Source organism: Sphingobacterium puteale (assembly GCF_003627955.1).
In the GTDB taxonomy this organism is placed as follows: Bacteria; Bacteroidota; Bacteroidia; order Sphingobacteriales; family Sphingobacteriaceae; genus Sphingobacterium; species Sphingobacterium puteale.
On sequence record NZ_RBWS01000007.1, the window covers coordinates 71,488 to 89,393 of the forward strand.

At 40.2% G+C, this 17,906-nt stretch carries 14 protein-coding genes and 1 tRNA gene; 4 read left to right on the plus strand and 11 right to left on the minus strand.

Annotated features, from left to right (window positions below):
• Positions 1–6: 6 nt before the first annotated feature.
• The 7 genes from D7322_RS09535 to D7322_RS09565 form a co-directional block, all read right to left on the minus strand.
• Complete coding sequence (locus D7322_RS09535) at positions 7–1,320, minus strand: aspartate kinase (RefSeq protein ID WP_121123609.1); 1,314 nt, start codon at positions 1,318–1,320, stop codon at positions 7–9.
• 123 nt (positions 1,321–1,443) lie between these two features.
• Positions 1,444–2,391: a D-2-hydroxyacid dehydrogenase gene (locus D7322_RS09540; RefSeq protein WP_121123611.1), complete on the minus strand. Its 948-nt coding sequence runs from the start codon at positions 2,389–2,391 to the stop codon at positions 1,444–1,446.
• Between the two features lie 150 nt (positions 2,392–2,541).
• Positions 2,542–3,612, minus strand: a complete 1,071-nt coding sequence (gene serC, locus D7322_RS09545) for a 3-phosphoserine/phosphohydroxythreonine transaminase (protein ID WP_121123613.1) — start codon at positions 3,610–3,612, stop codon at positions 2,542–2,544.
• A gap of 187 nt (positions 3,613–3,799) precedes the next feature.
• Positions 3,800–4,057 carry a hypothetical protein gene (locus tag D7322_RS09550; RefSeq protein WP_121123614.1) on the minus strand — a complete coding sequence of 86 codons (258 nt, stop codon included), beginning with the start codon at positions 4,055–4,057 and terminating at the stop codon, positions 3,800–3,802.
• Between the two features lie 55 nt (positions 4,058–4,112).
• Positions 4,113–5,375 carry an NADP-dependent isocitrate dehydrogenase gene (icd, locus tag D7322_RS09555; protein ID WP_121123616.1) on the minus strand — a complete coding sequence of 421 codons (1,263 nt, stop codon included), beginning with the start codon at positions 5,373–5,375 and terminating at the stop codon, positions 4,113–4,115.
• A gap of 26 nt (positions 5,376–5,401) precedes the next feature.
• A complete protein-coding gene (locus D7322_RS09560; protein ID WP_121123618.1) occupies positions 5,402–7,525 on the minus strand; it encodes a cation:proton antiporter in 2,124 nt (707 codons plus the stop codon).
• A 111-nt stretch (positions 7,526–7,636) separates the two neighbouring features.
• Positions 7,637–8,854, minus strand: coding sequence for an ABC transporter permease (locus D7322_RS09565; protein WP_121123620.1), 1,218 nt, complete (start codon positions 8,852–8,854; stop codon positions 7,637–7,639).
• 149 nt (positions 8,855–9,003) lie between these two features.
• Between D7322_RS09565 and fmt the strand changes: the two genes are divergently transcribed.
• On the plus strand, positions 9,004–9,921 hold the full coding sequence (fmt, locus tag D7322_RS09570; RefSeq protein ID WP_121123622.1) for a methionyl-tRNA formyltransferase: 918 nt from the start codon (positions 9,004–9,006) through the stop codon (positions 9,919–9,921).
• Positions 9,922–9,926: 5 nt separating this feature from the next.
• Here the strand turns inward: fmt and D7322_RS09575 are convergent, their stop codons facing one another.
• A complete protein-coding gene (locus D7322_RS09575; RefSeq protein ID WP_121123624.1) occupies positions 9,927–10,139 on the minus strand; it encodes a helix-turn-helix domain-containing protein in 213 nt (70 codons plus the stop codon).
• A 388-nt stretch (positions 10,140–10,527) separates the two neighbouring features.
• On the opposite strand from D7322_RS09575, the gene D7322_RS09580 reads away from it, so the two are divergent.
• On the plus strand, positions 10,528–11,388 hold the full coding sequence (locus tag D7322_RS09580; RefSeq protein ID WP_028068906.1) for a sigma-70 family RNA polymerase sigma factor: 861 nt from the start codon (positions 10,528–10,530) through the stop codon (positions 11,386–11,388).
• A 128-nt stretch (positions 11,389–11,516) separates the two neighbouring features.
• Here the strand turns inward: D7322_RS09580 and D7322_RS09585 are convergent, their stop codons facing one another.
• The gene (locus tag D7322_RS09585) at positions 11,517–14,372 is read right to left on the minus strand and encodes a M16 family metallopeptidase (protein WP_121123626.1); all 2,856 of its coding nucleotides are present in this window, start codon (positions 14,370–14,372) and stop codon (positions 11,517–11,519) included.
• Positions 14,373–14,595: 223 nt separating this feature from the next.
• Here D7322_RS09585 and xerD point away from each other — a divergent pair, with 223 nt between their 5' ends.
• Entirely contained in the window at positions 14,596–15,498 is a 903-nt protein-coding gene (gene xerD / locus D7322_RS09590; RefSeq protein WP_121123628.1) for a site-specific tyrosine recombinase XerD, read from the plus strand.
• A gap of 326 nt (positions 15,499–15,824) precedes the next feature.
• Positions 15,825–15,896: transfer RNA gene (locus tag D7322_RS09595), tRNA-Arg, on the plus strand.
• Positions 15,897–16,020: 124 nt separating this feature from the next.
• Here the strand turns inward: D7322_RS09595 and D7322_RS09600 are convergent.
• Positions 16,021–17,115 carry an acyl-CoA dehydrogenase family protein gene (locus D7322_RS09600; RefSeq protein ID WP_121123630.1) on the minus strand — a complete coding sequence of 365 codons (1,095 nt, stop codon included), beginning with the start codon at positions 17,113–17,115 and terminating at the stop codon, positions 16,021–16,023.
• Positions 17,090–17,710: a nicotinamide riboside transporter PnuC gene (gene pnuC, locus D7322_RS09605; protein WP_121123632.1), complete on the minus strand. Its 621-nt coding sequence runs from the start codon at positions 17,708–17,710 to the stop codon at positions 17,090–17,092. Before pnuC ends, D7322_RS09600 begins: the two co-directional genes overlap by 26 nt.
• Positions 17,711–17,906: the final 196 nt, after the last annotated feature.

A 17,906-nucleotide genomic window follows, 5' to 3' on the forward strand; every position in this document is an offset into this window, starting at 1 on the left:
ACTTTCTTAAAATAAACGATTATGCAATGAACGTAAAGCCTCGGTTTTATGATCCGAATTCAATAAAATGGATACATTAAAGTCCGAACCGCCATAGGAAATCATACGAACCGGAAGATGTTTTACAGCATCAAGTACACGTGCAGCATAACCATGGCTATTCAGACCAAAGTCACCGACCACACAAACAATGGTCTGGTCGCCATCTACTGTAACAGAACCAAAGTCTTCAACTTCCTTAATAATATCAGCTAAATTTGTTGTATCATCTATGGTCAACGAAACTGCTACTTCTGACGTAGTAATCATATCGATCGGTGTTTTATAGCGTTCGAAAATCTCGAAAACACGGCGCAAGAAACCGTAAGCAAGCAACATCCTTGAGGAATGAATATGAATGGCGGTGATACCATCTTTTGCGGCTATCGCACGGATACAACCTTTTTGTGCACCATCTTTGCTAATTAATGTGCCTTTGGCATTCGGTTCCATCGTATTTAACAGACGGACCGGCACGTTGTATTTTTGTGCAGGAAATACAGACTGTGGATGCAATATTTTTGCCCCAAAATACGCTAATTCGGCAGCCTCGTCAAAGCTAAGGTGTGCAATTGGCGTGGTACCTTTTACGACACGCGGATCATTGTTGTGCATACCGTCAATGTCTGTCCAGATCTGAACTTCGTCGGCACGGATAGCTGCTCCGATCAATGAAGCTGTATAATCCGATCCACCGCGGCGTAAGTTATCAATTTCACCAAATGAATTTCTACAGATAAATCCTTGTGTGATAAACAAAGTATTCTCCGGGTGCTGGGCCAAAATTGTACTCAATTTTTCGCCGATATATTCCACCATTGGCTCATTGTCCTCATCGATTTTCATAAAATCCAATGCCGGCAACAAGACGGATGAGATGCCGATTTCATTGAGGTAAAAATGCCATAATGCGGTAGACATCAATTCCCCTTGTGCCAAAATAATTTTCTCTTCAATTGGCGTAAACAGCTCATTTGCCAAGCTGGAAATTAGGTTAAAATGATAGTCGATGAGCTCCTTGCCATTTTTATAGCCAGCTTCAGTATTAAAAAGTTCCTTAATAAGGTCTTCGTACTTATCCTTGTGCTTCTTGATCAAATCCTTAGCCTCGTCCTTCTTACCTACGGTGTAAGCCTGGCCAATTTCCACTAAAGCATTTGTCGTTCCAGCTACCGCGGACAACACAACGATCTGACGTTCCGAAGGGTTTACAATATCCAACAACCCTTTGATACGTACTGCACTTCCTACTGAAGTACCACCAAATTTTAAAACTTTCATACTAAAGTTACAATTATTAAATTTCTGTGCGCCAATATAGGCAATTCATGAATTTATATTAAAAAAAATGCGGCACAAAATCATGAAAGTTTTGTGCCGCATATATGGTTCTATGCGGAAGAATTACTTCTTCAAGTTTTCGATCAGTAGACCGGCCAATTCTTCGCCGATTCTTTCTTGTGCTTCATTTGTCGCTGCACCAATATGTGGTGTCAACGAAATCTTTGGATGTTTTAAAATTTCCTCACGTGGAGTGGGCTCGTTGTCGAATACATCTAAACCCGCGAATGCAACTTTGCCAGCATCCAATGCCTTCACCAACTCCAGTTCATCAATAACACCCCCTCTGGAAGCGTTCACCAAGCCAACACCATCTTTCAATAATGGGAATTCCGCAGCACCGATCGCTGGTTTATCCAAAAATGGTACATGCAAGGAGATAAAGTCAGAAACTTTCAACAAGTCGGTCATTTCAACCTGTTTGATCGGAACCTCAACCTGAATACCCCCAGAAAGCTCAATGGTAAGTCCTTTTGGGCCTTCAAACAGATCTGTATAAACGACATCCATTCCCAAACCAATGGCGATCTTAGCGACCTCACGACCGATACGGCCAAAGCCTACGATACCGATTGTTTTACCGCGAAGTTCAGTTCCCGCACCGTACGCCTTTTTCAAAGCACCGAATTTGGTATTTCCTTCAACAGGCATTTTCCGGTTGGCGTCATATAAAAAACGTACGCCATTCAATAGGTGTGCAAAAACTAATTCAGCAACGGATAAAGACGATGCAGCCGGTGTATTCACAACAGCGATGCCTTTTGAACGCGCATACTCCACGTCAATATTATCCATTCCCACGCCACCACGACCGATTACTTTCAAATTTGGACAGCCGTCGATCAACTCCTGACGTACCTTAGTTGCACTACGTACAGTAATAGCGTCATAAGCAAGCAACTTTTCCGTTAATTCCTCCTGAGGTATATGGTTTGTATCTACAGTATGACCGGCATCTTCCAACATTTTCTTTCCCAGTGGATCGATACCGTCATTTGCTAATATTTTCATCCTTATAATTATTTATGTGGGCCGATTTTCATTGTATCAATGACTTTGTAAACCCTGTTTGCTTTATGAGATGAGGTAAACAAACCTTTTGAAGATCAACGATGATCTCCATGAAGCCGGTTTATTTCATCAGTATACTTTTAATCAATTTTATAATTTGTGCGTATCTTCAAATTCTTTCATCGCATCGATTAACGCATTCACGCTGCTCAATGGCAATGCGTTGTAGATCGAAGCTCTAAATCCACCTACCGAACGGTGTCCTTTAATGCCAATCAGATTACGTTCTTTCGCCAGAGTCAAAAATTCCGCTTCCAGTTCAGGCGTATCCATGACAAAAGTCACATTCATACGTGAACGATCTTCAACAGCCGCAGTTCCTTTAAATAAAGGATTGCGGTCGATTTCATCATACAGCGCACGTGCTTTAATGATATTCTCCTGCTCCAAAACAGCAACGCCACCTTTTGCTTTTAACCAGCGCAAATTCAACATCGAAACAAAGATCGAATAAACCGGAGGCGTATTATACATGGAACCGCCATCGATATGCAATTTATAATCTAACATCGAAGGCAATACACGTCCTGATTTACCCAAAATATCATCCTTAACAACAACTAAAGTCACACCGGCAGGGCCCATATTTTTTTGTGCACCGGCATAGATCAAATCGTAATCTGCGACATTGATCTCGCGGGAAAAAATATCTGAAGACATATCCACAACTACTGGCAATTCCGTAGCTGGTTTTTCAAACACCTCGGTACCATAAATTGTATTATTTGCGGTATAGTGAAAATAAGCAGCATCCGAAGGGATTGAATATCCTTTAGGAATATAAGAATAGTTCTTATCTATCGAGGAGGCTACAACATCTACTGTTCCGAATTTCTTTGCTTCTTTTAAGGCCTTTGTCGCCCATACACCTGTATCTAAATAAGCAGCTTTACCGCCTTCAGGTAAAAGGTTTAAGGGTGCCATCGCAAATTGCAGACTTGCTCCACCTTGCAAGAAAAGAATCGAATATCCTTGTGGTACGGCTAATAATTCGCGTACTAACTGAGTCGCCTCATCTATCACTGCTTCAAACTCTTTGGAACGGTGAGAGATCTCTAAAATTGATAAACCTGTGTTGTTAAAATCAATTACAGCTTCTGAGGCTTGTTGAAATACTTCCTTTGGCAGAATACATGGACCTGCTCCAAAATTATGTTTCATTGATGTTATAGTTTGTTTGATTGCCCTTTCTGAACCCTAGTAAAGCAATCTGTTGTTTTAAAAACCAAAGGTAAAATAAAATTATATATTTTTCAACTATTCTGTTTTTTTATTGATAATTTACAAAATTATGATTGATTTCAATAAAAATATCACACAACAACATACTGATTGGTTGTTAAAATAATCACAGAAGAAGGACCTTCCAGGCCATATCTAATTGATTATCTTGCAAATACTCTTTCGCTTTAAGCTGAAGATGGACATTGCGTGAGGATTGATCACCGATAAAGGCATTTAATAATTCATAGATTTCAGGCAGGGATGTAATTTCATCCACTTCTTGTGGTGTAGGCAAACGGTCTATCTGAGCCAGTTTAATTTTATCTTCCGCACTAAATACGGTGGATTCTTTTACAAAAAGGGGAAGTTGATCATGATGCATAAAAAAGCAGAAATTTTAATCAAATTTCTGCTTAATATCTTAAAAAAGAAAATTCTTATAATTTTTCAATGATCCGATCTGCGAACTCACTGGTTTTGACCAATATTGCATCATCCATTAGATTGTAAAAATCCACGGTCACCGTTTTTGCGATAATGGTTTCCCCAAGTGCCTTTACGATAGCTGCAGAAGCCTCTGTCCAGCCTAAATATTCGAGCATCATCACTCCACTGAGAATAACAGATGACGGATTCATGGTATTTGTATTTGCAAATCGTGGTGCCGTACCATGAGTAGCTTCAAAAACGGCATGCCCGGTCTTAAAGTTTATGTTCGCTCCAGGCGCTATTCCTATCCCGCCAACCATAGCTGCAAGGGCATCGGAGATATAATCGCCGTTTAAATTCAACGTAGCCACTACCGAAAAATCACGTGGATTAAGCAAGATCTGTTGCAAGAAATTATCCGCAATGATATCCTTGATCAGGATTTTGCCCGAAGCTAAAGCTTCTTTCTGTTCCTGGTTGGCAGCTGACTCACCTTTCTCTGCTTTGGTTCGCTCCCATTGCCCCCAGGTATAGGTTTTATCCGCAAATTCTGTTTCTGCAACCTCGAAACCCCAGATTTTAAAAGCCCCTTCGGTATATTTCATGATATTTCCCTTGTGGACGATGGTCACCGAAGGTAATCCATATTGAATGGCATGTTCGATCGCCGCGCGAACCAGACGTTTGGATCCTTCTTCAGAAACCAATTTGACGCCAACCCCTGTCGTACTCGAAAAGTTATAATCAATATCAAGTTCGTCATGAAGGAAATCCTGCAATTTATTGGATTCAGCACTGCCAGCCTGAAACTCTATCCCCGCATAAATGTCTTCGGTATTTTCCCGAAAAATTACCATATCCACATACTCGGGATGTCTGACCGGAGAGGGCACACCTTCAAACCATTTTGTAGGTCTTTGACAGACGTAGAGATCCAGATCCTTCCGCAAGGCTACATTCAAAGAGCGGATACCACCGCCTACAGGTGTGGTCAAAGGTCCTTTTATACCCACCAGATATTCGCGTAATACAGTTAAAGTTTCCTTCGGCAACCACTCTCCTGTTTCATGAAATGCTTTTTCCCCTGCCAAAACTTCTTTCCAGCTGATTTTCCGCCGTCCATTGTATACCTTCTCTACAGCCCGATCAAAAACACGCACTGCCGCATGCCATAGGTCAGGGCCTATGCCATCACCGATGATAAAAGGAATCGTTGGGAAATCTGGAACTTGTAATGTTCCTTCATTGGACATTGTAATTTTATTCGACATAAATCTGCATTTTTAGCGGATAGCAACTATCCTTTATTAAACATATTTCCAATCTCTTTACTAATCTTCCGGAATATCGGTGCAGCCTCAACATCCTCATATTCGTCGATATGTGCATTCTCTATTCTACTAGGAAACACCAAAACAAGGTTTTCGTTTGCGTAGATACGATCTAATTTTTTTGCAACACCATCCAGCGAATCCCGATAGGATACTTCTCCATTCCGTGCAGAAACAAAGATAAACATGGAATCATCTTCCTTAAACGCTTTTAGTCCCTGCAAATTATCCCAGTCATCGTAATGCCTGAACGTCACGGGAACAGAGTTTTTAATATCGATGAGATGCGCATTGACCGCCGCAGCAGACCGCGTATCAACGACGAAAGAAATAGGAACAGAGAGCTCCTGAGCAAGTTTGATCACCTTTTCCAACCAGTATTCAAAACCAAACTCAGCCTCACACATCGGCGGAGCAAATACAACAATGGATTTATTGGAAATAAATGGCTTTTTAAAATGACAGAGCATTACATTGGCCGACGTTCTGTTGAGAATACTTTCTGTTTTTTCGCCGACAAATTTATCCATAAAATTGGCTGCGCTTGGCCAGCCCAGCACAATACAATTTGCCGACACCTCTTTTGCTGACCGGGCCACACCGCTGGCAATATTTAAATCTATCGTTGCACTGATATTGACATTTGTCTCTGAACCCGAAGCATAACGCACCATGTTGTCCAAATTTTTACGTGCGCGGGCCATATTCAGTTGTGCCTGCTCATTATCCTTTACTACAGATACAATACTCACTGGATAGGTACACTTTTTACTCTTGATGTAAGTTGAAAAATCAAGGATCGGCTCCATATTATCCATATTAGCAATAGAGATCAGGATATTTTCATCTTTCTCTTTTACCACATCGGTATGCTCCTCATCCTGTTCGCCATCCATAACCACTTTTTTAGAAGCATTTCCCGTGACGATGGTCGCAACTATACAGGTTACCAAAATGAGCAAAATTGTTCCGTTCAGCACATTTTCATCTATAATTCCGTTTTTGTGACCGACCATTATAACCGCCAATGTAGCAGCAGCATGCGCGCTACTCAGACCGAAAATCAGGTTGCGCTGCCCACGGCTATACTTAAATATTTTCTGTGTCAGCCAAGCCGCCACATATTTCCCCGCAATAGCCACAATCGTGAGCGTACCGGCTATAATTAATGCCTGAGGTCCTTTCAAAATAACACTTACATCCACAATCATACCTACAGATATAAGAAAAAAAGGAATGAAAATAGCATTACCAATGAATTCGATTCGATTCATCAGTGCTGAAGAATGTGGTATCAATTTATTCAAAGCCAATCCCGCCACAAACGCTCCGATAATGGGTTCCAAACCCGCTATTTCTGCCAGAAAGGCAGCAAAAAATACAACGGAAAGCACAAAAATATAGTTTGCTGTCTTTTCACTGCCCAGCCGCTCAAAAAACCATTTCGCAATCCTTGGAATAATACCAAACATTATAAAGAGGAAAATCGCAAAGGAAATACCGAGTGTAACCCAAAATTCATTTCCTATATTCCCTTGTGACACACCTGTAATGACAGCCAGGATAATGAGCACCGCCGTATCAGTCAGAATCGTTCCACCAATGGTAATCGCCACCGCTTCCATCTTAGAGATCCCATAACTATTCACGATGGGATAAGACACCAAAGTATGCGTCGCAAACATACTTGATATCAACAGACTCGCCAGCACATCATAGCCCAACAGGAAATGACAAACGGGATAACCGATGCTTATGGGAACGATAAATGTAAAAAAACCAAACAGTAAGCTTTTATTTTTAGTTTTTTTGAATTCATTCATATCCAGTTCCAGCCCGGCAATAAACATGATATATAAAAGCCCTATGGTCGAAAATAGGTTAATAGCTGAATTTTTCTCCAGCCAATTTAATCCGTGGGGGCCAATAATGACACCGGAGATTATCAGTCCGATAATACCCGGTACTTTAATTGGCCGAAGGATGATTGGGGAAAGAAGAATAATAAAGAGTACCAGTGAAAAAATAAGTACAGGATTTTGTAAAGGCGCTTCAAAAGCTTGGGAAATATGCTCGAAAGTTTTATTCATATGTGCTCGTATGCTATCGGTAAAATATATCTATTATTTCCTTACTAGCCGAAAATAGCTAACAGCCCTAAAAATACGATTTTTCCTGCAAAACGAGCCCTAAAAAAAGGCCTACTTAAAAGAAATTGCTTTTATCGGACTAATCTTGGTAATTAACATCGAAGGAATAAACAGGGAAACCATACCAATGAAGACTACAGCAAGATTGACCAATACAACGTCTGACCAATAAAGCTTTACAGCCACATAAGAAATATAGTAGGTTTGCTCATCCAACTTAAAAAAATGGGTATAATCCTGCAGAAAATAAAAGCCTAAACCGATGAGATTACCGATCAGCAGACCAAGACCGATCAGGTATAATGCGCTATACATAAACACCCGCCGAATACCCGCATTATGGTAGCCCAGAGCCTTTAAAATACCGATCATGGAGGTACGCTCAAGGATAGTAATCAATAAGGCCGAAATCATATTGATAATAGCTACCACAGTCATGAGTATAAAGATAATCTTGGTATTCATATCCAGTAGATCCAACCACTGGAAAATATCCGGCACCTGATCTTTAATATTGATTGCCTGCATATCAATCGGCAGCATATCCTCTATTTTAGCTGTCGTCGGTCCCAGCTGACTGAAATCTTTAATCCGAATTTCATACCCCCCTACCTCATTGTCATCAAGATTGCTCAGTTTTCTAATGAGGTTAAGCGACCCGATCACGTACACCTTGTCCAGTTCTTCCGAGCCTGTATTAAATATTCCTTTAATGACAAACTTTCTTTTACGGATAGGCTCCTGAACAAAATACATAATAAAATCATCACCTACCTTTAGGAGAAGCCGGTCGGCCAGATATTTAGAGATTAAAATCTGATTATCCACAGTCTCGGACTTAAAGTCTATCGTATCTCCTTCGAGCAGCATATTTTTTATCGGCTGCTGATCATATAGTGAATCTATTCCTTTTAAAACAACACCTTCCACCTCATCATTCACATTGATGATGCCAGCCTTCGTCGCAAATGCGTTGATGGAATACACTTGCGGATTCGCCAATATGGTTTTATGAAGTTTGGGAGTAAGTGAAATTGGTGAATTTTCGTAGGATTTATTTAGATCGTAACGCAAGACCAGTATATCCGCAAAAAAGCCGCGTTGCTTGCTAATAATTTCCCCTTTAAATCCCCGCAAAACAGCAATAGAGATAATAATGGCAGCAATGGCTAGCGCAATTGCACCAATTGTAACCCGAACAATCAATTTGGAGAAAGTCCGTTTACCGGAAAATGCTATTCGATTTGCTAAAAAATAAGGAAAATTCAAGCTTTCAATATATTTATGTAACTTCGCAAAGTTATAAAAATTTGTTATTTACAAAACTGTAATAACAAATAATTGGCGCTTTCGCGGCGGATTGATCATCCGCCAAGTTATTGATTAATTTTAAGAATTTTATAAAAAACACCTCTACTATGCGTATCATCTTCATGGGGACCCCTGACTTTGCTGTTGCTTCACTTAAAGCACTCATTCAATCTGGCGAACAAGTCGTTGCTGTAGTGACGGTACCGGACAAGCCTGCAGGTCGCGGACAAAAAATTCATGAATCAGCTGTTAAGGTATACGCTAAACAACATAATATCCCCGTACTTCAACCCTTCAAACTTCGCGATGAGGCTTTTTTGACTGAACTAAAGAGCTATCAGGCCGACCTTCAGGTCGTAGTTGCATTCCGCATGTTACCCGAAATGGTCTGGAATATGCCGAAATACGGCACGATAAACGTCCACGCTTCTTTACTTCCACAGTACAGGGGGGCTGCACCGATCAATCATGCCATTATGAACGGTGAAAAAGAATCTGGCGTGACCACATTCCTATTGCAGCATGAAATTGACACGGGAAATATACTGTTGGCCGAAAAAGTTGCTATCCTAGAAATGGATACTGCCGGAGATCTTCACGACAAGCTGATGCATGCAGGAGCCCGAACATTGCTCCAAACAATCCAGGCGTTAAAAGCAGGAACTTTGCAACCTAAAAGCCAAGACAACATAGTTCCAACAACCTCATTGAAACATGCACCAAAAATCTTCAAAGATGATTGTAAAATCAACTGGAATCAATCTACCGACGTTGTTTACAACTTTATACGCGGACTTAGTCCTTACCCAACAGCATTCACAACCCTGAAAGACAAAGTCTTAAAAATATATCAAACGGAAAAAGAGCAAACAGCTATTGCTGTCGCTCCCGGAACAATAGAGACAGATCAAAAAAGCTATTTAAAGTTTGCAACGCAAGATGGCTATATCAGCGTATCAGAACTGCAGCTGGAAGGCAAAAAGAAAATGAATGTCGTAGACTTTTTAAAAGGCTACAGATTCTAGATTTTCTAATCACCACCGTCATAATATTGTAACAAATCACCAGGCTGGCAGTCTAGCGCTTTACATATTGCTTCAAGTGTATCTAACCGCAGGGCCTTGGCCTTTTGGTTTTTTATGATTGAAAGATTAGAAAGCGTAATCCCTACACTATCACTCAATTGGTTAAGTGACATTTTTTTCTCTTTCATTATTTTATCCAAATGAATTAAGATTGGCATATTATAATTTTTATTCCTTTAAATTTATTTAATGTCTCTAGTAAAACAAAACATATATCTTTTTGTTTTATCATAAAATTATCATTTTAAAATAAATTGAAAGAATGCAGCCCACGTAACATATCTGATATCATTAGGTAAATTACTTGAGAATAGAAAAAAAATAAAAATAGTTAGGGCTTTAAATATCAATCAGTTGAATATTAAAGCTACAATTGAGGAAGAAAAACATTATTAAATGGAATAGTTTTTGATGGTGTAAAATGAAGGTCTACCAAATTATAACTCATTATAGATGAGCGGATAGATAATCCATTTTCCATTAATAATTCAAAAATTTTTCGTATTTTCGCAAACATTTCTTAGAGAGGAGAATTAATAAAAATTAATGAGACAGCTCAAAATTACACAATCTATCACCAATCGTGAGTCCCAGTCTTTGGACAAATACTTACATGAAATTGGTAAAGTAGACTTAATTACAGCAGAAGAAGAAGTAGAATTAGCACAGCGCATCCGCGAAGGCGATCAAGTTGCCTTGGAAAAATTGACTAAAACCAACCTTCGTTTCGTAGTATCAGTAGCAAAACAATATCAAAATCAAGGATTGACCTTAGGTGATTTAATCAATGAAGGCAACCTGGGCTTAATTAAAGCAGCTAAACGTTTTGACGAAACAAAGGGTTTTAAATTTATTTCTTATGCCGTTTGGTGGATTCGCCAATCTATTCTTCAAGCAATTGCTGAACAATCACGTATCGTACGTCTGCCATTGAACCAAGTCGGTTCTCTAAGCAAAATCAGTAAGGCTTTCTCAAAACTAGAACAGGAATACGAGCGGGAGCCATCTCCTGAAGAACTGGCAGATATCCTTGAAACCACCGTTGACAAGGTTTCGGACACCTTAAGTAATTCTGGCCGTCACGTATCCATGGATGCCCCCTTTGTTCAAGGTGAAGAAAACACACTCTTGGACGTATTGGAAAACCATGATCCAGATACGGATAGCTCTTTAATTGATGAATCTCTTTCAGAAGAAATCAAGCGATCATTGGCAACTTTAACAGAAAGAGAACGTGAAATCATTGTTCTATTCTTTGGATTAGGTTCCAACCACCAACTGTCGCTTGAAGAAATCGGCGAGAAATTCAATTTGACACGGGAACGCGTACGTCAAATTAAAGACAAGGCTCTTCAACGTTTGAGACACACTTCAAGAAGCAAAATCTTAAAATCTTATTTAGGTTAAAAAAGATATTTATTGAAATTTTTGGCAATCCCAATCAGAAATGATTGGGATTTTTTTATACAATAAAAAGGGTCGTTTACTTGATGCAGTAAACGACCCTTTTTATTGTATGTGCAATGGATTCTACCCTATTTAGAGTCTGGCATCAAAATAAATTCAAAAAGTCGATCTTTTTTCAAATATTTTCCCGCGACATCCTGTACAGATTTCGGCGTGACTTTATTCAGGTTCTCTGTGCGACGTGTATATCTACTGATATCCAGATCATTTTGGTAAGAACTGGAGATATAATTCAGCCAATAGCCGTTCTCCCGCAGGTTTAATTCGTTCTGCCTTCTTTGTTCCGCCACAAATTTTTCGATATCCACCTTTTCTGGACCTTGATCCTGAATCTTTTTCACCTCGTCCAATGCCGAAGCGATCAATGCATCCGCTTTATCTACCGCCGAACCGAAACCAATTGAAAAGGCATAACGTGCTTTAGGAAGTTTATTGAAACCGGCACGGGCACCGACGCCATACACACCGCCTTCTTTCTCACGCAATCGTTCAAGTAATTTGATCGTCAACACACTCTCCAAAGCTTCCATATTAACATTTTCAGCTTCACTATAGTCATAGTCTCCATAATAAGCCAATTGCGTACTTGCCTTCTGCTCCTTGCCTTTGTGCACGACAACACGCTCCCCTTTAGCCGGCTCCAGAATATTTAAGTCTTTATAGTTCTCTCCCCTTTTGACTGCAGGTAGAGAGGCAAGATAAGTCTCAATATAGGGTTTAATCTGGTTTTCATCAAATGATCCTACAATAGTAAAAACGAAATCCGAAGCATCTGCAAATCGTTCTTTATAAATTGCCAATGCACGATTCGGATCAATCTTTGTAAGCGTTTCGACTGTCGGGTTTTGTCTCCGAACATTATTACCATAGAGCACCTCTTTTACTTTATCTGAAAAGACATTATTGGGATCGCTCAGCCTGTTCTCCAATGATCCTTTTGCTCTGGTCATAGTACTCTGAAAGATATCGCTATCCAGCCGTGGTTCCGTAAAATAACCATAAATTAACTCAAAGGCATTTTTCAGGCCTTCTTTATCTGTGCGACCAGAGATACCCTCATAGCGCTCGGAAATATACGGTGAAATCGAAACCTCCTTCCCGGCAAGATATTTCGTTAATTCGACATTACTCATTTGTCCAACACCACTTGCGTCCACCAATGAGGATGCATTTGAGGCCGAGAAATAATCCGCATCAGGGTATAACGATGTTCCCCCCGGGCTATAAGCCACAATCTGAATTTCGTCATTCTTAAAATCTGTTGGTTTTAAGATCACCTTCACGCCATTGCTCAATTGCAATTCCTTCGCTTGAACCGCGCCAATGTCTTTTGAAGACAGAATAGTACCCTTGACAGGCTCTTTGGATAGCAAAGGCAGATTAGAGACCTTATCTTCGTAAGCAGAGACCGGAGTATCTTCGACAGCCTTTACCCAGCCTAGAACAGCTTGTTCGGTAGGCAGGTTAGCTTTTTCCTTTTCGGGGCCCATAATCAATATATCACGATTTAAATCGGTATAATATTTTTTGACCAAGGCATTTACCTCTTCCAGTTTTAAGGTGGGCAATAATTGTTTCGTTAAGTTATAAGAAGCCTCATTACTCAAGGCAGGTTCGTGGTCAATAAAGTAGTTCAGATAACGGTTGACATAGCTATCGGATTTTTTCTTATCCCGCTCGATATAGGCCATTTCATTGCCCTTCTTCATATCAGCGAGCGCCCGATCAAGCTCAGTCTGTGTAAAGCCGTATTTTTGGATACGCTCAAATTCGGTCAACATCGCTTTAAACCCTGATTCCAGTTCTCCCGGTTTGGGTACCACCACTAGGGAGAATGTATTTAAGTTAGCCACGAAATCGCCGATACTACCCCCTGCTTGCATAAAAGGTGGATTGGGTTGCTGCATCAGCTCAGAAAAACGGCCAGCAATCATCTGATTGAAAATGCTTTTGAGCAATTCGTTACGGTAATCTCCAACGGTAACCACCTTTTCCTTTTCGTTCTTGATCAGGATCTGGGCTACGGTATAAGGAAGTTCTGGATCCGAGATCGTCAAAAATTGATTTTTATTCAACAGATCGACCCGAAACTCTTTACGTGGAAGAACCTTCTTCGGCATCGTCATATCCGAAAATAACGCCTTCACTTTTTCTTCGATTGCTTTAGGATCAATATCACCTACAATAATGAGCGCCTGCAGATCTGGGCGGTACCAGTCCTGGTGAAACTTACGTATTTCGCTATATGGAAAGGTCTTTAAAATTTCTTCCGTACCAATCGGTAAACGTTTTGAATAAAGAGATCCGTTGAGTACCATCGGAAAATACTGATCTTGCAGACGTTGTTGCACGCCCCTTCCCCCACGTTTCTCTTCCAAAATTACCCCACGTTCTTTATCAATTTCCTCTCCATCCAATAAAGCATCTTGTGCCCAGTCGCGCATGACCTGCAATCCATTTTTCAACAATTCTGGATCATCCGACGGTATAGGTAATTGATAGACTGTTTGATCAAAACTGGTATAGGCATTCAGATCCGAGCCAAACCGGACACCAGCTTTCTGGAGGTAATTGACAAGTTCATTTTTTGGAAAATGCTTCAGACCATTAAAGTTCATGTGTTCCAAAAAATGCGCCAACCCGAGCTGCTTTTCATTTTCTAGGATCGAACCAGCTTTCATGCCCAAATACATCGTAACGCGGCCCTTGGGCTCTGTATTTTTACGGATAAAATATGTAAATCCATTTTTTAGTTTACCGGTGACAACTTCATTGTCGAAAGGCAATTTTTGATTTAAGGCCAAACTATCCTGTGACAGAATAGCTCTGGCTTCCGCCCTCAAGCTGGTTGGCATTTTTGCTTCTACTCCATAGAAAGTCGCGGGTAGTAAAAAGACTAATGCAAGTGGTTTAATGAATTTCATACAAAAAAACTCTTTTTTTTAATTTTTTGCTATTTGTTTATATTAGGGTAAACGGGACTGGAGACCAATTGTCCCGATAGATAGTGAATACGGATAAAATATTTTTAATATCCCTTACGGGATGGAGCTTCTCATTCCTATTGCTCATGTTTTGTAAAAAATACGCTTAAAAATACAGAATATCTTTCGAAAAGAACAATAGTTAATTGTAATTTTGTTGCAAATGGATTTCAGCAACTGGCAGGTCATAAAAAAAGAATTCGAGCAATTTCTAAAGTTCGAACGGGGTTTAAGCATCAACTCAATAGACGCCTATCTGAACGATGTTTCTAAATTCCAGGTCTATTGTGAGGATAACAACCTCGTTTTAAATCAGATTGCCCGCAAAGATATTCAGCATTTTCTACAGTGGTTGCAGGAATTTAATATCTCGCCGTTCACACAATCGCGTTTGATATCCGGACTGAAAACATTTTTTAGTTTTTTGATCATCGAACATGAACTGGACAACAATCCGACAGAACTGCTGCAGGCACCACGGCTGAGCAGAAAACTGCCGAGTGTATTGAGCATTCATGAAATTGACCAATTGATTGCAGCCATAGATCTTTCCAGCATGGAGGGCGAACGCAATAAAACAATTATTGAAGTATTATATGGTTGTGGACTGCGGGTATCCGAACTCGTCAACCTCAAAATATCCAATTTGTTTCTCGATGTAGAATTTATCAAAGTGGAAGGCAAAGGCAGTAAAGAACGGCTGATTCCCATCGGTCAGCAGGCGATCAAACACTTGAGGCTCTATTTGGATTCCGTTAGACCACATATTAAAATCAAAGATGGGAATGAGGACATTGTATTTCTGAACAGAAGAGGTTCGGCTTTATCTAGGGTGATGATCTTTCTGATCATTAAGGAACTTGCTCAAAAAATTGGATTGCAAAAGACGATTAGCCCCCATACATTTAGACATAGCTTTGCCTCTCACCTCGTTGAAGGCGGTGCTGATCTAAGGGCTGTACAAGATATGTTGGGGCATGAAAGCATTACAACGACTGAAATATATACACATATCGATCGGGATTACCTCCATTCCATCATCACGCAATACCATCCCAGATCTTAATCTGTTATCGGTTGGGTAAATCAATACATAAGTTTAAAACGGTTGTTGTGCCAAATGCAATGATATTTTTTGCCACCCTAAACCCAATGGAATTTGCAGTCCGAATAAAGCACCCGAGCAAACAGTGCAGCACAACTTAAACGCAACCATGAATACATGTTACTAATAGACAAAAAGTTAGGTCAGAAAACCGGAATGGCATAAATTATAAAAGCTGGGCGGCTAAAACAAGGATGGCCATGCTGCTGAAATTCCCGGTTCAAAAGTTTAAATTTTATCGCAAAGATTATTTGTAAGATCTGGAAAATAGTATATCTTTGCGACACGTTCCCGTAGTTCAATGGATAGAATTTCAGATTCCGGTTCTGACGATGTGGGTTCGACCCCCGCCGGGAACACATCCTATTTAACAATAAAAAAGACGACCAATTGATCGTCTTTTTTATTTAACAACTATAACTCCAAGTTCTTCAAGTATCTCCAGCTAAAATTCTATTGCAGCATGCTTGTCTAGCCCCAAGTTTAGGACAAATTCTTTTGCAGCAATTTATGCTGAGATGCCGTAAATATATTCCGAAATAAAATATTGATTTCATTGTCAGTGGCTGCGCCCGAAATCCCCGTATGGGGATAGAGTTTAATGACATTAGATAGAATAATCTCCACAAAGTCTCTACTTTCCATTGCTATACGCTCATATAATGTGGTATTATCAGCTTCATTCTCAAGATTATCCCAAGATCGAACAGCAAGCTCCATGATACTATTTTCCCTAGCTGTATAGTCCTGCTGCATTTCATCCAACATCCGAAAAGCAGCTTTACTTTCCGCGCTTTCCCATCTCCCACCATTAGACTTCAATACAAATAACTTCTCGATCAAATCCAAAAACCGATGATACATCCCCATAAAGTTTACCAGTAAGGTCAACTCTGCAAACGGCATAAAAGGGTATTTGTAGAGCAGCTCCGTCCGTGTACTTTTTGAGGCATCGATAAAAAATGACTGATGCTCATCCACCCGTATATTGTCCAGCGAAAAGGAATGCGATGCTGTCGCCTCCAGGCCAAATGTATCCCAATCATAATGAATCAATACAAATTCACGCGCCACAAAGAACGATTTTACAAGTGGGTCTCCACCCTCATCCAATAGCGGCTTTCCATCCTCCTGAATATAGGCGTTCAAGGTAAAGTGTGTCAAGTGGGGAGCTCCGGTAGCATATTTCCAAAGCCCTTTCAGGCGATAAGATTTACCCTCACGTTCAGCCACACCAGCAACCTGACCACTGCCGCCAAAACATACCGTTTTTGAGTTGAAAATATCCTGTCCGACCGCTGGATCAATAAAGCCAGTAAAAAGATTCGCACCGGCACATAAAGTTACTGTCCACGCCAATCCCCCATCATGATAAGCCAGCTCCTTCAACAAAGAAAGCCCACTGACCAAATCCAGCCCCAGGCCATTCAAAGATTGTGGTACCCAGATTTTAAACCACTTGTTCCGGTATATTAGCTCAAGCTGCTCATTAGACAAACTCTTTTGCTGAATTCCTTTGCGTTGCTGGTCCTTAAGAACAGCGATATCCCCATCAATCAGTTGCATATTTCTTTTCATCACTTAATATTCTCCGCCAATTAAAATACCCACTAAAAGCCATCACAAATAAAAATAAGGTTAAAGCAGCATACAGGAATAAACCCTTGTGCATCAGCAAAGGAATCGCCATCAGATTGCTGATGTTAAGCAAAATCCAATTTTCAAGTTTACGTTTCGCCAGCAGCCACATCCCCGCCCAGGCTGTGCAGGAAACAAAGGAGTCCCATAGCGGAACATCTGAATCAGTTAAATGCACCAGACCAAAATAGAATGACAGAAAACCTGCCACACAGATAAAACCAACAATCTGCCAATCGCGGACTGTACTACGACTGATCGGCACTATATTATCACTGCTATATTTCCAGTAGATCCAGCCATAAACACTCATGACAAGATAATACAGATGCAACAATATTTCGGCGTATAATTTTGCATGGAATAAAACATATACCGAGATAATGATACCTATAATCCCAAAGAGGTAATTGACAGATTTATTCTGTCGCGAAAACCAAACCTGCAGGATACCAAAACAGACCCCCAGCCATTCGGCTATTGTGGCCTGTTGTATTTGTTTAATAAAAGCTTCGAAAATTGTCTCAGAAGTCATTCAAATGTTTATTATTTTGTGTAATTACATAATAAACTTACGAGCGGAAAAACGGATGTTTTTATTGAAATTAAAATCCCTACGCCAGCATTACCCGGATCAGGTATATAAAAGCGATTGTACAAGGCCGTACAATCGCCTTTATTGGGTATAATCTCAGCCCGGATGACATAGTCATTTCCAAGCACCCCATAAG

Bases quoted from the DNA above. Each gene is read 5' to 3' on its own strand.
- xerD (WP_121123628.1), top strand. From the start codon at position 14,596: ATGGATTTCAGCAACTGGCAGGTCATAAAAAAAGAATTCGAGCAATTT.
- pnuC (WP_121123632.1), bottom strand. From the start codon at position 17,710: ATGACTTCTGAGACAATTTTCGAAGCTTTTATTAAACAAATACAACAG.
- D7322_RS09550 (WP_121123614.1), bottom strand. From the start codon at position 4,057: ATGCATCATGATCAACTTCCCCTTTTTGTAAAAGAATCCACCGTATTT.
- D7322_RS09535 (WP_121123609.1), bottom strand. From the start codon at position 1,320: ATGAAAGTTTTAAAATTTGGTGGTACTTCAGTAGGAAGTGCAGTACGT.
- D7322_RS09585 (WP_121123626.1), bottom strand. From the start codon at position 14,372: ATGAAATTCATTAAACCACTTGCATTAGTCTTTTTACTACCCGCGACT.
- icd (WP_121123616.1), bottom strand. From the start codon at position 5,375: ATGTCGAATAAAATTACAATGTCCAATGAAGGAACATTACAAGTTCCA.
- D7322_RS09600 (WP_121123630.1), bottom strand. From the start codon at position 17,115: ATGAAAAGAAATATGCAACTGATTGATGGGGATATCGCTGTTCTTAAG.
- D7322_RS09560 (WP_121123618.1), bottom strand. From the start codon at position 7,525: ATGAATAAAACTTTCGAGCATATTTCCCAAGCTTTTGAAGCGCCTTTA.
- D7322_RS09580 (WP_028068906.1), top strand. From the start codon at position 10,528: ATGAGACAGCTCAAAATTACACAATCTATCACCAATCGTGAGTCCCAG.
- fmt (WP_121123622.1), top strand. From the start codon at position 9,004: ATGCGTATCATCTTCATGGGGACCCCTGACTTTGCTGTTGCTTCACTT.
- D7322_RS09540 (WP_121123611.1), bottom strand. From the start codon at position 2,391: ATGAAAATATTAGCAAATGACGGTATCGATCCACTGGGAAAGAAAATG.
- D7322_RS09575 (WP_121123624.1), bottom strand. From the start codon at position 10,139: ATGCCAATCTTAATTCATTTGGATAAAATAATGAAAGAGAAAAAAATG.
- serC (WP_121123613.1), bottom strand. From the start codon at position 3,612: ATGAAACATAATTTTGGAGCAGGTCCATGTATTCTGCCAAAGGAAGTA.